The sequence below is a fragment of the Absicoccus intestinalis genome, assembly GCF_033971885.1.
GTDB lineage: Bacteria > Bacillota_I > Bacilli_A > Erysipelotrichales > Erysipelotrichaceae > Absicoccus > Absicoccus intestinalis.
Map to the genome: position 1 here is coordinate 26996 of NZ_JALBUS010000013.1, position 15803 is coordinate 42798.

The 15803-nt window shown below is 39.8% G+C and carries 13 protein-coding genes; 2 read left to right on the forward strand and 11 right to left on the reverse strand.

Going from position 1 to position 15803, the window contains the following annotated elements; genetic code table 11:
- Nucleotides 1-223: 223 nt before the first annotated feature.
- Nucleotides 224-1426: an ATP-binding protein gene (locus tag MOZ64_RS08420; RefSeq protein ID WP_320326121.1), complete on the forward strand. Its 1203-nt coding sequence runs from the start codon at nucleotides 224-226 to the stop codon at nucleotides 1424-1426.
- A gap of 115 nt (nucleotides 1427-1541) precedes the next feature.
- On the opposite strand, the gene MOZ64_RS08425 is transcribed toward MOZ64_RS08420, so the two are convergent.
- The 3 genes from MOZ64_RS08425 to MOZ64_RS08435 form a co-directional block, all read right to left on the reverse strand.
- Entirely contained in the window at nucleotides 1542-1955 is a 414-nt protein-coding gene (locus tag MOZ64_RS08425; protein ID WP_320326122.1) for a hypothetical protein, read from the reverse strand.
- Between the two features lie 13 nt (nucleotides 1956-1968).
- Nucleotides 1969-3042, reverse strand: coding sequence for an endonuclease/exonuclease/phosphatase family protein (locus MOZ64_RS08430; protein ID WP_320326123.1), 1074 nt, complete (start codon nucleotides 3040-3042; stop codon nucleotides 1969-1971).
- A 165-nt stretch (nucleotides 3043-3207) separates the two neighbouring features.
- Complete coding sequence (locus MOZ64_RS08435; protein WP_320326124.1) at nucleotides 3208-5457, reverse strand: glycogen/starch/alpha-glucan phosphorylase; 2250 nt, start codon at nucleotides 5455-5457, stop codon at nucleotides 3208-3210.
- A gap of 84 nt (nucleotides 5458-5541) precedes the next feature.
- Here MOZ64_RS08435 and MOZ64_RS08440 point away from each other — a divergent pair, with 84 nt between their 5' ends.
- Nucleotides 5542-6564: a LacI family DNA-binding transcriptional regulator gene (locus MOZ64_RS08440; protein WP_370659472.1), complete on the forward strand. Its 1023-nt coding sequence runs from the start codon at nucleotides 5542-5544 to the stop codon at nucleotides 6562-6564.
- Between the two features lie 37 nt (nucleotides 6565-6601).
- Here MOZ64_RS08440 and MOZ64_RS08445 read toward each other — a convergent pair whose 3' ends face one another.
- From MOZ64_RS08445 to MOZ64_RS08480, 8 genes are all read right to left on the reverse strand, one after another.
- Complete coding sequence (locus MOZ64_RS08445; protein ID WP_320326126.1) at nucleotides 6602-7765, reverse strand: ABC transporter ATP-binding protein; 1164 nt, start codon at nucleotides 7763-7765, stop codon at nucleotides 6602-6604.
- Nucleotides 7752-9257, reverse strand: coding sequence for a 4-alpha-glucanotransferase (gene malQ, locus MOZ64_RS08450; protein ID WP_320326127.1), 1506 nt, complete (start codon nucleotides 9255-9257; stop codon nucleotides 7752-7754). Before malQ ends, MOZ64_RS08445 begins: the two co-directional genes overlap by 14 nt.
- Nucleotides 9258-9280: 23 nt before the next feature.
- Complete coding sequence (locus tag MOZ64_RS08455; protein WP_320326128.1) at nucleotides 9281-10285, reverse strand: LacI family DNA-binding transcriptional regulator; 1005 nt, start codon at nucleotides 10283-10285, stop codon at nucleotides 9281-9283.
- Nucleotides 10286-10318: 33 nt separating this feature from the next.
- The gene (locus MOZ64_RS08460; RefSeq protein WP_320326129.1) at nucleotides 10319-11152 is read right to left on the reverse strand and encodes a carbohydrate ABC transporter permease; all 834 of its coding nucleotides are present in this window, start codon (nucleotides 11150-11152) and stop codon (nucleotides 10319-10321) included.
- A 1-nt stretch (nucleotide 11153) separates the two neighbouring features.
- Entirely contained in the window at nucleotides 11154-11996 is an 843-nt protein-coding gene (locus MOZ64_RS08465; protein ID WP_320326130.1) for a carbohydrate ABC transporter permease, read from the reverse strand.
- Nucleotides 11997-12058: 62 nt separating this feature from the next.
- Nucleotides 12059-13390: an ABC transporter substrate-binding protein gene (locus MOZ64_RS08470; protein ID WP_320326131.1), complete on the reverse strand. Its 1332-nt coding sequence runs from the start codon at nucleotides 13388-13390 to the stop codon at nucleotides 12059-12061.
- Nucleotides 13391-13511: 121 nt separating this feature from the next.
- Nucleotides 13512-14096, reverse strand: coding sequence for a metallophosphoesterase family protein (locus tag MOZ64_RS08475; RefSeq protein WP_320326132.1), 585 nt, complete (start codon nucleotides 14094-14096; stop codon nucleotides 13512-13514).
- Nucleotides 14093-15799 (reverse strand): BMP family ABC transporter substrate-binding protein, encoded by a 1707-nt coding sequence (locus tag MOZ64_RS08480; protein ID WP_320326133.1) that lies wholly within the window; start codon nucleotides 15797-15799, stop codon nucleotides 14093-14095. Before MOZ64_RS08480 ends, MOZ64_RS08475 begins: the two co-directional genes overlap by 4 nt.
- Nucleotides 15800-15803 lie beyond the last annotated feature (4 nt).

Consider the following 15803-nt stretch of genomic DNA (forward strand, 5'->3'; position numbering starts at 1 on the left):
AATATTTTTGATTATACAACAAAAAAGAAGCCTACTAAACCCTTCATTGTAGGGAATCTGTCCAATTCAGAACATAATGAACGCAGGATTATTTGGAATGAATAAAAAAGTTTTTATCGAAAATAAGAAAAAAGTTTTGAATTTCATCAAGTTTTTCATCATTTTAAGTAAAAACTTTTAGAATGTTTCTTTTTTTAGTACAATAACAATGGAGGTAACCTTCATGATACCAAGACCTTATTATCTAAATCTTCTAAATCGTTATAAAAATCTTCCTTTAGTTAAAATTTTGGCAGGTATTCGTCGATGTGGAAAATCAACAATACTAGAAATGTTTCGTGATGATTTGATCCAATCCGGTATCAATGAGAACCATATTATTCAAAGACGATACACATCCGAGGATTTTGATAACGGAATGACTGACAAAGACATGTATGAAGATATCATAAAAACAATCACAGATGAAAAGAAATATTACTTGTTGCTCGATGAAGTACAAGAAGTAAAAAATTGGGAAAAAGCCATCAATAGCTTGTTAGAAAACTTTTCAACGGACATTTACGTAACCGGGTCTAATTCAAAACTTCTGTCTAGAGAAATATCAACCTATCTTTCTGGACGATACATTGAAATACCGGTATATACTCTATCTTTTTCTGAATATTTGACTTTTAAATCTAGAACTGGCTTATCAAAGATTGAATTATTCAATGAATATATACGAACGGGTGGGTTTCCAATCATAGCCGATCATGATTTAGATGAACGATCTTCTTATCAAATCGTGGAAGGAATCTACAATTCAGTGATCACAAACGATATCACAAAACGATTCAACATCAAGAATTATGACCTTTTTAATCGCGTAGTAAAATTTATCATAGAAAATGTTGGAAAAACATTTTCAGCCAACACCATTGTCAAATATTTAAAAAGTGAAGGTCGTTCCCTCACAATAGAATCTATCTATAATTATTTGGAGTGGTTAGAGAAAGCATTCGTGATCTATAGATGCTCCCGATATGATCTTCAAGGAAAATCCCTATTAAAAACACAAGAAAAATTTTATTTAGCCGATTCGTCTTTAAAATACTGTATTTTAGGATTTGATCCTCAATCGATTGCTCCCATGTTAGAGAATATTGTATATTTCGAGCTGTTGCGAAAAGGATATGCTGTTTATATTGGGAAAAACGAAAAAAAAGAAATTGATTTTATTGGTGTTCATCAAGACAAAAGAATTTATGTTCAAGTATGCCGAAGACTTCCTGACGACTCGGATCGAGAAATCAATAATTTATTGGAAATCAACGACAATTTTCCAAAATATGTAGTCACCATGGATGAAATGGATGTTGGCAATGTACGTGGAGTACAAATTGTGCACGTAGTTGATTTTTTGTTGATGGACACCTACGATTAATGTATACCAGAATGCCTGCATACGTTCAGATGTTTCTGGTACTTATTCCTAAAGTTTTACCAAAAATAAGTAAAAACGTATGAAAAGGTCCACTCGTGTGAATGGACCTTTTTAACTATAGAGAATCGGTTCGATCAAAGACACCCAAGGACATAAAGGGCAGATGATTGCGAATAAAATCCGTCAGATCGACATCACCTGCATAGACCTTACCAATCATCGGACCTTTGAGTTTTTGTTCGGAATCATCTTCATAAACGATATGCATTTCCCATTCACTGGCATCGGCCTGCGAAAGCTCAGCGGGTTGTTTGGCATATTGCTCCAACAGATTCAAAATCTCGATGGCCAGTTCTTCATCAATTTCTTTTTCCTCTTTCCAACAAGGATAGCCTTCATGACTAATGGCATCCAATCGTACGGTTCCATCTCTTTGAATCGTCAATTTTTGTTCCACCTCATCACTGGCTTGATAAATTTGATCCGGACGACGAAGATCCGAATGAATCACAACTTGTTTGATTGACATAGACATTCCTCCCTTATTGATTCAATGAAAAATCCAAATAAACTGGATTATGATCACTATGTTTGAATTTGGCATCCACGACCTTTGCTTCTTTGACCTGGACATTCTTCGATACGATAAAACCATCGACGGTCAAGACAAAATCATCTTTTGAATACGGTCGATCCGCATTGCGACACGAAGGCACCGGATTCGTTTTATCAATAGGGGCCACCAATTCTAACGAACTTGGCATCAAAGAGGTATCGATCGGTTTGGCCCAATCCCCCACATTTTTATCGCCTTGCTTAAAAATGGCATACGAATCTTTTAATAGATCCTTGTTGAAATCACCACCTGCAATCACATACGCACCCTTTTGTGCTTCTTGATCCATGTCCGTAAATAACATCTTTAATTGTTTTGTAGCTGTATCGCCTTTGGTGGTATAGGCGGATAAATGAATATTATACACAATAAAACGTTTGCCATTGTCCACCTCAAACACTTGTTTGATGTAACAACGATCCAGATCCATAAATTTACTAAATCCGGTTTCGATTGGCAAGGAACGTCGAACGGCACTTGTGGCTTGGACATCAGAAAAAGTAGCCATGCCCGCTTTATTTTTGCCATGTGGCATAGACAATGGATACAACAAATAGGGACTATCATAATTCTGTGCAAAAACCGACGTATCGTCTTTTAGCCCAACTTCCAACATTTGATACTCATTCACATGATAACTTCGGGTTCCATCGATATCTACTTCTTGAAACATCGCAAAATCTGGTTTTAACGATTGAATCGTCGCAATCTCCCCTTCGACATTGGTCTTGACCTCTTCTTTCGAACGAGCACGGCTATACTTTCCCCCATCCATGAAGAATGAATAATCATCGCTATACGCGCCAAAACCAATATTGGCACTCGAAATACGATATTGTGTATCGGTTTTCAACGTTTTGGTTGTTGCGAACTGACTAATGGATAATTGTTGATGATCTTCCACACGATAATATGTTGCATAAACATAAATAAAATAACCCAGTACAACGACGATACACAAAAGAAGCAGTATTCCGATGATCTTTAAAAATTTTTTCATACTGATCCTCTTTCTGTCTTTTATTCTATTATACCAAAAATCAGATGGAGCGTACGGCTTATCAACAAATACGATGCCTCTTCGAAAAATATACAGGCAACCGCCTGTATATTTCTTATATGGGATTGAATTAGTTTGTGAATGAAATAGGAGAAAGAGATGCCACTAATCCAATTTCCAAATATCGTGATTGTATTGCTCAATCGTACGATCACTGGAGAAAAAACCAGCCTTGGAAATATTCACAAGCGATTTTTTCATCCAACTTTCCGTATCCTGATAATCCTTGATCATCTGATTCTTGGTCGCAATATAGGATTTCAGATCCAACAGAGCCATGAACCAATCTTTGTGATTCAGATCTTGATACAACCGTTGCAGACAAGTCGCATCACCAATCGCTACCATCTCATCGGAGATCAAGAAATCCAAGATCGTTTGCACTTGTTCATCGATATGATCTTGTGGATGATAATCCCCATGGGCATAATGCGCAATGACCGTTTCACTGGATTGACCAAAAATATAGATGTTCTCTTTGCCCACTAAATTCGCAATTTCCACATTGGCACCATCCATCGTACCAAGCGTAACGGCTCCATTCAACATCAGTTTCATGTTACCCGTACCACTTGCTTCTTTGGATGCCAAAGAAATTTGTTCCGAAATATCCGCTGCCGGAATCAATTTTTCGGCTTTTGTGACATTATAATTTTCTACCATGACCACTTGGATATATTGTTTCAATAGCTCATCCTGCTCAATAATGGTTTCCACACATAAGATCGCATGAATGATATCTTTGGCCAAAATATAAGCAGGTGCTGCCTTGGCCCCAAAAATGAACGTGACCTTCTGATCCGGACGTAAACCTGCACGAATCTGTTCGATCAACCAAATGATATACAAAAGATTCATTTGTTGGCGTTTGTATTCATGCAACCGCTTGATCTGGATATCAAAGATGCTATGCGGATCCATTTGAATACCTTGGCTCTTTTCCATATACGCACACAATCTTTGTTTATTCCGATCCTTGATGGCTTTCAATGCAGCCAGATCTTCTGCATGATCAAATGCAGCCAGTTTGGTTAATTCATCGGCATTCTTTTTAAAGCCAGGACCAATACGTTTTTCGATCCATGCGGATAAGTCTGGGTTGGTGTATAGAAGCCAACGACGGAACGTGATGCCATTGGTCTTATTGTTAAATTTATCAGGATATAATTCATAAAAATTTTTCAACTCACTTGTCTTTAAAATTTCGGTATGTAAAGCTGCAACCCCATTGATACTGTATCCATAATGAATATCCATGCTCGCCATATGGACCCGTTGTTTGTCATCAATGATCTCGGTTCCCGCTTTTTGTGGTGCCAACATGTGCAAGACTTCAATGATCGGCATCAATTGCGGTACAATATCCGCCAACGTATCGTAAGGCCATGTTTCCAACGCCTCCGCTAAGATCGTATGATTGGTGTACGCACACGTATGCGAAACAATTTCAATAGCTTCTTTCAGACGCACCCCTTCAAACATCAAACGCCGGATCAATTCCGGAATGATCATGGAAGGATGGGTATCATTGATCTGGATACACACATATTGATCCAAATGATGAAGATCATGTCCCAACTTCTTTTGTTCCCATAAAATATATTGAGCGGCATTGGATACCATGAAATATTCTTGATACACCCGCAATCGACGTCCAGCCTCCGTACTATCATCCGGATATAAGAATAGCGTCAAATTGCGATCGACCAAGCTCTCATCAAAGTCAATCCCTTCTTTGACCAAGCTTTCATCCACCCCGTCCAGATCAAATAAATGCAAGGTGTTCACACCACTTTCATACCCCACGACATCCAGATCATAGAGATGGGAAGTCACGCGGCTATGACCAAACGCAACCGGAAAAGAAATACCGGTATCTTCTAACCAAGACGGCTTGGTCAACCATGGATCTTTGGTTTCATATTGTTTGTGATCTTTAAACAATTGATGAAATAAACCAAAATGATAGTTCAAGCCAATCCCGTCGCCATTCAAGCCTAAAGTCGCTAAGCTATCCATGAAACAAGCCGCCAAACGACCTAGACCTCCATTGCCTAACGATGGTTCTAATTCCAATTCTTCGATATCACTCAACGATTTGCCAATGTTGTCAAGACACGTTTTGACATCCTCATAGATGCCTAAATTGATCAAGTTATTCGACAACAATTTGCCAATCAAGAATTCCGCGGAAATATAATACAACTTCCGTTGCGAATGTGGATGTGAACAATGATGAATGCGCTCTTTACTTAATTGCAGTAAGGCCCCATAGATTTCTTCATTGGAACATTGATCCAATGTCTTTTCAAATTGTGCGGCCACAATATGTTCTAATTGTTCTTTTACTTGCATGCGTTTCCTCCTGTAAACGTTTCCATTTGCAGTTTTATTATACCTTTATTTCGGTATTTTCTACTCAAAAATAAAGAAACTTGTATGCAAAAGTTTGCATTCCCTTGCATAAGACAGTATCGTATAGATATGAGTTATACATTAAAAGACATTGCCAAAAAAGCCGGTGTGTCCGTTTCTACCGTTTCCCGGACCCTGCATGATCATTACTCGATCAGTGAACAAACCAAGCAAAAAGTACGCAAAGTAATGGAAGAAATGGGCTATACCGATGCCAATCGACTCGAGGTCCGATCCATTGGTGTCATCTTCCCAAAGACGGATCAAGACTCTTTAGAAAACCCCTTCTATCTAGAAAGTGTCCAAGGCATCGGCAAGATCTGCCTCCAACAAAACTTTCGGATCCACCTCATTACCGGATCGAGCGATGCTGAATTAGAAGCCGCCATTAAAATTTCCCATGCCCAAGGCTACATCTTTCTGTATTCTGAAAATAGTAAACATCTCATTACGACGATGCAAAAACATAAGATTCCGTTTGTGATCATTGGCAAACCCAGTCATTCCAACAACACCTCTTTGTATGTCGATACCGATAATGTCGAAGCCGGAAAGGTAGCCACGCAATATCTATTAAACTATCGACACAAACGCATTGGCTTTATTGGTGCAGGCAGTGATGCGATTTTCTCGATTGAACGCAAAGTGGGATATATGCAAGCCTTGTTGCAGGAACAAATCGAATCCCGACCCGAATATATCTTTGATACCTTTGAAAAAGAGGCCCTTCTTGCTTTGATGAAAAATCCAGAACATCCCACCGGTTGGGTATGTTGCGATGATTTGATTGCCTTAAAATTAGAGCATCTTTGTCATCCCTGTCATCTCCAAATTCCAGAAGATATATCCGTAATTGCTTTCAATCACTCTTTGATTGGCAATCAATCCATTCCGCCTTTGACCACGATCGATATCCATGCCCAACAATTGGGAATGGAAGCCGCCAATCAATTGATCAAACACATCGATAATCCCTATTTATTCGCAACCAAGATCATTGTTCCCTTCTCGATCATTGAACGCGAAAGCGTAAAAAAGCCCAGATAAGCATCGACTTATCTGAGCCCGTGGAAGGAGAACATGTCTACTTGTGATATTCCAAATTCAAAGTAGATACCGGATCAAAGACATGAATGGCATGACTAGAGAAGGTGAATTGAATATCACTACCCATGCCATAGTCATTGCCGGCCTGCAAATCAATCGTTGGCACGATGATCACGCTATCTTTTCCCAATGCATTGACATGCAAATGGATCGCACTTCCCATCATCTCGGAAACATCCACCGTTCCATGGATCATCTTGGATGGATCCCCTTCTAAGGTGATATGTTCCGGACGAACACCAACGATCACATCTTGTTCGGTTACATGGTTGCGTGCCAAATTCGCCGATTTCTCTTTCGATAATGGCATGATGATATCGCCCACTTGCACACTGTATGTATCTTTATCAAAAAGTAACTTGCCATTGTATTGATTCATGGCAGGAACACCAATGAAACCAGCTACAAATAAATTGTATGGATTGTCATACACTTCTTGTGGTTTTCCTACTTGTTGGATGATGCCATCTTTCATGATGACGATGCGATCACCCAAAGTCATGGCTTCGGTCTGATCATGGGTAACATAAATAAAGGTCGTCTTGATTCGTTTTCTTAATTTAATGATTTCAGCACGCATTTGGTTACGCAATTTCGCATCCAAGTTACTTAAAGGTTCATCCATCAATAAGACCTTGGGTTCACGAACAATGGCACGACCAATCGCTACACGCTGTCTTTGACCACCCGATAAAGCTTTGGGCTTCCGATCCAAGAATTGGGTGATATCCAAGATCTCCGCCGTTTCATTGACTTTTTTATCGATGCTAGCTTGATCCATTTTACGCATCTTTAACGGAAACTCTAGATTTTGACGAACCGTCATATGCGGATACAGTGCATAACTTTGGAACACCATCGCAATATCACGTTCATTGGGTGCTACATCATTCACCCGTTTGCCATCAATAAATAAATCTCCACGGGTAATTTCTTCCAATCCAGCAACCATACGTAAGGTCGTGGATTTTCCACATCCAGAAGGACCAACCAAAACGATGAATTCTTGATCATCGATGTCTAAATTAAAATCTTGGACGGCAAATACACCTTCATCGGTCACTTTTAAATTATGTTTTTTCTTGCTCTTTTTTCCAGCAGGATATACTTTTTCAATATGTTTTAAATTAACTGTCGACATGTGAGACTTCCTTCCACTTTCTATTTCGACCATATAAGATGGTCATTTTTTCTAACTTCTTTATGATAGCTTCATTGAGTTCTTTTTCTTCAAACCGCCATACCCAATTGTTTCCCAATGTACTTGGCACATTGATGCGGCCTCGATCATCCAATCCTAAGATATCCGCCATGGGAATGATGGCCCAATCCGCTACACTTCCAAAACAACCACGAATCATGCCCCAATGGTATCCTTCCTTTTCATCCAAATGGAGATACTCAATGGCTTGTTGCACATTTTCTGGACTGGCTGAGTGCATCCAACCAAGTACGGTATCATTATCATGGGTACCCGGATAGACAACACAATGTCTTGTATAAGAATGGGGATAATATCCACTGTTCGTATCGCGATCATCAAACGCAAATTGTAAGATCTTCATACCGGGATATCCCACTTGTTTAACCAGTTCGTACACATCCGGTGTTAAGAAACCAAGATCTTCAGCAATGATATTTAGATCACCACATGCATCATGGATCGCATCAAATAAAGCAATGCCTGGTCCTTTTTCCCAATGGCCATGGCGTGCCGTCTGATTCGTTGCAGGAATCGCATAATATCCCGCAAAACCACGGAAATGATCAATGCGCAAGACATCCACAAAACGCATTTGATGCGCAATGCGATCGATCCACCATCGATAGCCATCGGCTTTCATTTTTTCCCAATCAAATAAAGGGTTGCCCCATAATTGTCCATCTTCACTAAAAGCATCTGGGGGACAGCCGGCAACAAAATCGGGATTGCCTTTTTCATTCAGTAAGAACTGTTCTGGATGGCTCCAAACATCAACACTATCCATCGCCACATAAATAGGGATATCCCCAATGATCTGGACATGATGGGCATTCGCATAGGCTTTCATATCGGCATATTGTTGAAAAAAGAAATATTGAATGCCTTTCCAAGTACGAATAGCGGATGCATGTTCTTTTTGGATTTGTTCTAAAGCTTGTGGCTCTCGATTTCGCAACTGAGCAGGCCAAGTTAAAAAAGATTTTCCATCATGTAAATCTTTGATGGTCATGAATAAGGCATAATCATCCAACCAATCCGCTTCGGCTTGGCAGAAAACATCAAAGGCCGGATCATCCAATCGTGCTACGGCTTTTTTCAAAACTTCAAAACGATGATCAAATAATTTCGCATAGGCAATTCGATGCGGATCATTTCCCCAATCCAACGAATCATATTCTTCACGCAACAAAAGTCCTTGATCTTTCAATGTATCAAAATCGATGAAATAGGGATTGCCCGCATAAGAAGAAAAAGATTGATACGGAGAATCTCCATAGCTTGTAGGCCCTATGGGTAAGATTTGCCAATAGGATTGTTTGGTTTGTTCTAAAAAATCAATGAAGTCTCTGGCTGCTTGTCCTAAAGTACCAATTCCATAGGGACTTGGTAAAGAGAAGATCGGACATAAAATTCCAGCACTTCGTTTCATAAGCACCCCTTCCTAACGAAAGTTTATTTTCGATTCGCAACTGTTTTTCCTTGAATGATCTCAAAGGGAATGCATTCATATTCAGCTGCTTTATGATAGTTCATTCGTAATAAAATATTTTCTGTCGCTTTTTTCGACATTTTTTCGATATCTTGATAAATGGTCGTTAATCGAGGAATACAATATTGACCCAAATCAATACCGTCAAAACCAATGACCGAAATATCTTTTGGCACATCCAATTGATGATCTTTGATACATCGCAAAGCCCCAATCGCAATGGTATCTGCTAGGGCAAAAACGGCCGTGATATCTGGATGCCGAGACAATAACGTGTTCATGGCCGTATAGCCACCATCAAACGAATATCGACCCGGTTCATAATACGTTTCATCAAAATAGATCTTTTGTTTCTGCATCTGCTTAGCCGCCCCGGCCAATCGATCATTGGCAGTATGTGAATGTGGATTTCCACCAATCACACCAATCTGGGTGTGGCCATGATCGATCAAATATTGGATCGCAAAGGCACCTGCGCGCAAATTATCGGTTGTATATGAAGAAACATAAGGATTTTGAACATGTTTGGCATCATTGGTCAATAAAACCGAAGGAACATCGGCATCTTTAAAATATTGATCATAATGCTCCAAACTACCACCTAAGAAAATAAATCCCTTGGGTTTTTTTTCGACATAGATATGATAGGCCGTTTCGACTTCGTCGCCATCTTCATCCAAATAATAGATAGAAACTTCTTGTTCGGCCTCATCTAAGCTGGATTGCAGTTGCTCTAAGAGCTCGAAAAAGAACATGTTCGCATATCCTTTAATGATGATGGCAATGATATTGCTCGCTTTTAGTTTCATGAATTTTGCGTTCGCATTGGGCTGATAGTTTTCTTTTTCGATCACCTTTTCGATGGCATCCTTCGCTTTTTCAGATACATCTGGATGATGATTGATCACACGAGAAACCGTGCCAATACTGTAACCACTCAATTTCGCAATATCTTTGATTGTCGCCATATACCTGCCTCCTCAAAATGATTAAATATAATTCTAACCTTTCACAGCACCGGCTGCAACGCCCTTGATAATGTATTTTTGCGCACTGAGATAGAATACGATGACAGGAATGACAGCTAATATCAAGGAGGCCATGATGGCACCCATATCGACGCGACCATAGCTTCCCTTCATATATTGAATGGCAATGGACAGGGTCTTGAAACGATTCAGATCTAAGACTAGATATGGCAATAAGAAGTCATTCCAGATCCACATAGTTTCCAAGATACCAACCGAAATATACGTTGGCTTCATGATTGGCAATACGATCTTAAAGAAAGTTTGAAGTGGTGTACATCCATCGATCATCGCTGCTTCTTCGATCTCGATCGGTATGGATTTGACAAATCCACAAAACATGAAGACCGCCAATCCTGCGCCAAAACCAAGATAGATGATGATGATGCCCCATGGTGTCACCAAGCCTAAAATATTGGCAATTTTACTTAATGTGAACATGACCATTTGGAAAGGCACGACCATCGAAAATACACATAAGATATAAATCGCTTTGGTGATGCGATTGGATACACGCGTAATGAACCAAGCACACATGCTTGTGCAAATCAAGATCACAAGGACACTACCCACAGTGATAAATACGGTCCAACCAACGGCCTTCAACAATTCATACGAAGTAATGGTTTCTTGGTAATTTTCCAAACCAATAAAAGTATCTACATTGGGCAAAGCAAATGGTTCTTGAGAGATCCATACTTTATTCTTGAACGAGTTGAATAAGACGATCAATACTGGCATGACCCACCAAATGGAAATGAATGTAAGAATACCTGTACCTAAATAACTTTTGGCTTTCTTGCTCATATTATTGTTGCACCTCCTTGCTGCGGGTTGCACGCAATTGGATCAAACCAATACCAACCACAATGATAAAGAAGATCACAGCTTTGGCTTGACCTACACCTTCGAATCCACTTCGTCCATAGAATGTATTGAAGATGTTCAAGGCCATCAATTCACTCATCTTGCCGGGTTCACCAGCTGTCAAAGCTAAGTTTTGATCAAACAATTTGAAGCCATTGGTGATCGATAAGAACGTACAAATCGTAATGGATGGCATCATCATCGGGATGGTGACCTTAAACAATTTTTGTCGATTGGTGGCCCCATCAATTTCAGCCGCTTCCAACACATCGCCTGGAATGGACTGTAACCCCGCAATATAGATGATCATCATATAACCAATTTGTTGCCAACATACCAAGATGACCAAGCCCCAGAAACCGAGGCGTGCATCCAAATTCATGGCCATATCATATTTGGATAAAATACCCGCAAAGATCAATTGCCAAATATAACCCAAAACGATACCACCAATCAGGTTTGGCATGAAGAATATCGTTCGGAAAATATTGGTTCCTTTTAATTTCTGGGTCAAAGCCATAGCTAAGGCAAAAGCGACCACATTGATGATGATCAACGTTACGATTGCGAAAGCACAAGTCAACCAGAATGAATGTTGAAAGATCTTGTCGCCAAATGCTTTTGCGTAATTGCTCAAACCAATAAATCTGGCATCTGTCACCGTCGTAAACTTACAAAAAGACAGATAGATACCCATGATAAATGGAATCAAAAAACCAATCGCAAAAGCAGCCATGGTCGGTAACACAAAGATCGGCCAATACTTCTTAATATTTCTTCCCATAACTTCTCCTCTCTTTTAAAAAAGCGGCAAGCGATTGAACATCACTTACCGCTATTGTGTTATTATTCGCTATCCTTTGTAGCTGCAGCTTCTGTCTTCCATCCATCAACGAAAGCAGAAACAACTTTGTTCCAATTTTCATCGGTTTGCTTAGCCGCATACGTTGTCAAAGCCGAACCAACGCCATTTTTCCATTCTTCACTAGGCATTGTCGTAAAGTTCCAAGTGATCGGTGTTTTACCTTTCTTGTCATATTTTGCTGCACAGTTTACCAAGTAGTTCGAAGATTTTAAGTTCTTCTTGAATGGAATATTGAATCCCATACCATCTTTTCCACTAGGCATTGCTTTATCGCCACCACATAATGCTTTCAAACCTGTCTTAGAAGTCACACACCAATTCATGAAATCCAACGTTGCATCGATGTCTTCTTGACTTGCTTTACTATTAACACACCAGTAGTTTTCTGTTCCTGTACATAATCCTTCGTTCTTATCATCAACACCGAAGTAGATTGGGATCATCGCTAAGTTTTCATCACCAATATCTTTGATATCGTTATAAGCCCAAGTACCATTTTGATAGAATACAGCTTTATTGGTTACGAATTCAGCCGTGGCATCATCACCTGTCTTGCTAGACAATTGTGTTGGCTTGCAAGTGGCATTATTGATATATAGATCCCACAAATTACGATAGTTATCTAAATATGTACCCTTAATGGCATCTGTACTGGAAATACCATCTTGTTTATATTCATAGTAAATAGGTAAGTTAGCTAAATGTGTCTTGAAACGCCAATCGCTCGATTTATCCATACCAGCGGAAGTAAAGGCACTGAATCCCAATTTCTTTTTATGTTTTGTGATATCTTCCGCAACCTTTTTCAAAGAATCATAATCTTTGATATCACTTACAGAATAGCCTGCTTTTTTCAACAATTTCTTATTGACGATCAAACCATAAGATTCGGTTACATAACCAATACCAGCCATCTTATCGCCATCCATCAAAGCATAATCTTTGCTGGTTAATTGTTTCGCTATTTTTGAACCACTCAAATCGTAACAATAATCTTTCCAGCTCGCCAATCCAACCGGTCCATTGACTTGGAATAACGTTGGCATCTTCTTTTTGGCCATTTCTGATTTCAATGTTGATTCATACTGACCACTCGCTGCCGTTAACACCGTTACTTTGACACCCGTCTTTTTGGTGTACAGCTTCGCTAATTCTTTCCATTGCTTATCAGCTTCTGGTTTGAAGTTCAAATAATAAACTTCTCCTTTTGAAGATGATTTGGCTTGTACTGGCGTCGAAACCCCGGCACTCGCTCCGGCAAACATAGCAACGGAAAGAGCTCCACACATAAACTTTTTCAATACGTTTTTCATGATCTTCCTCCTCATACTCTCTACGTTTGTAATCGTTTCCGTTAACGTTTACATTTTCTATCTCTATAGTATTGTAAACGTTTCCAAAAATCAATAAGAAAATTAAAAAAATCGTAGAAAATTAAATTTCTACGATCGTATATCCATATCCATTGATCAATGTCGCTCCCGATGGATGATGTCGAATTCTCTCAAACGACCCATATTCCGGATGACAATGTCCATAAAACATATAGGCCGGATGATATTGATCTAAAAAATCATTAAAACACGCAAAGCCTTGATGCATCATATCCTCCAGATCGCCATATCCCATACAAGGTGCATGACTCACAAAGATATCAATGCCTTTCTGTTTACGAATCTTTCGACGCAGCTTTTTGATTCGCTTTTCCATTTCCTTTTCATCAAACAACCAAGCCTGTTCATACAAACCAAAGGCACCACCCAATCCTACAATTCGTAAACCATGTGTTTGAATGATGTCATCATCCAAACAGATACAACCTTCGGGTTCTTTTCCGAGATCATGGTTGCCATGTACATAATACAACGGACGTGAAAACATCGTAACCAAATATTCTAAATAGGAAGCATGCAGATCGCCACAAGAAAGGATCAGATCAATGGGATGGGTATCACGAAATTGGGTGGCATTCCACAAAGCAGGCGACTCCATATCCGAAATCACTAAAATACGGGTCATTGGGGAATCACTCCGATCACATTTTCATTGAGCCAATGCATTTGAAGGATCTCGTCTTGGGTCCATCGTGCATCCTGGCGATGACGAATCAACCCCTTTTGACTATAGATCTCCCCATCAAATGGATGAATGTCCCCTTTGATCATAGCTTGTTTCAAATCATAAATTAGATTTTGCGTAGGATATGGCACATGCTCCGAAATGATCAAATCGATAATGCCACTGTCCATGCCCCACCAATTGTTGTGGCCACGCACCGCTTTTTCACCACGATCCAAGATATGTTGGATCAATAAAACATAATATTTGCCCCAATGCACGATTGGCATTGCCAAATTGACGATCGTATCGCCTTGCTTTTGATAGATACCAAATTCCCGGGATGTATTGTCCCAACAAATGGAATCCGGCCCCGAAATCACATCCGCCAAGACCTCCTTGGATGCATAGCTCCAATCCAAATACACTTTGACTTGGGGATCGATCATGCCCGCTCCAATCGCAAACGCATTGATGTTTGGAATATCGCCATATATCGGATATTCCGATTGATAGAGAATACAATGGGTCTGGGACATCGAAGCCGCAATCATGCCCAATAAGAACTTGGCTTCATACAAGCGAGAATAGAAAGTATGCACATTGGTCTTTTGGAGCAAAACAGAACAATTCATAAAATGAATCGATGGATACTCCAAAGAAAGCTTATATGTCGCTAACAATTGCCGCGGACTGATACTGATCACGATATCGGTTTGTTTGGCAATCGTAGGTACAATATCTTCCATCTTTCCATCATACATGTGGGTCTTGACCACGCCCCCAAAATAGGTTTCCATATACAATCGACCCAATTCATGATCATGGATCCAAGTGGATGATTCCATCGACGAATCGGCAATAAAAGCAATCCGTAATGGATAGCTCACACTATACTTTTTATTAAATAAAGAGACTTTTCGATACATTTCCGGTTTATCGATCCATTCTTGCTGGACCGATTGCCCAGAAAGTAAACGCTGGATCTTTTCTTTGTCTTTGGCCCCATCCAGACCATAAAGTTGACAAGCCAATAAAAAGACATCGGATTGCACATCATAGCTCGCTGGATACAAGGAACAAAAGAGATGAAATGCACTACGCACATGGGCAATGGTTTCGCCATTCCATGGATGTGTAAGATCTTCATTCAAACACTTGGCAAAAGCGATATAACTACCAGCCTGGGTAAAATAGAGATCATTGATCTGGGTGACATTGTAAAAGTCAATATATTCATGATCCATTGGGGCTTCCTCGCCCTTTTCAGGCAAAATTCGAGTTACATTGGCACGCATGGAAGGCATGCCCACATATTTTGCGACCGACACTCGTTTATTCCCTTCCTGAACATAAAAAAGACGACGATATTCAAACACCTGAATGGGATCTCGAATGCCTTCTGCCAATTGAGAAACATAGAGATTTTCCCACTTCATCGCAAATTCACTATCTTCATCCAAAAGGGGCATAAAGCCTGGCGCAAACGCGGATACACGACCTCGTGTTTTCGTACCGACGATTCGATTGGTTGGAATATCGATACAACCCAAATAGGACCGATCCAATCGATCGATACGATCTACCGTTTCATCCAAAACCGGCAACTGCCCTTGCTTCCGATTTTTTTCACCCATTTTTCTGGCCTTACTGTATTCTTTCATATCC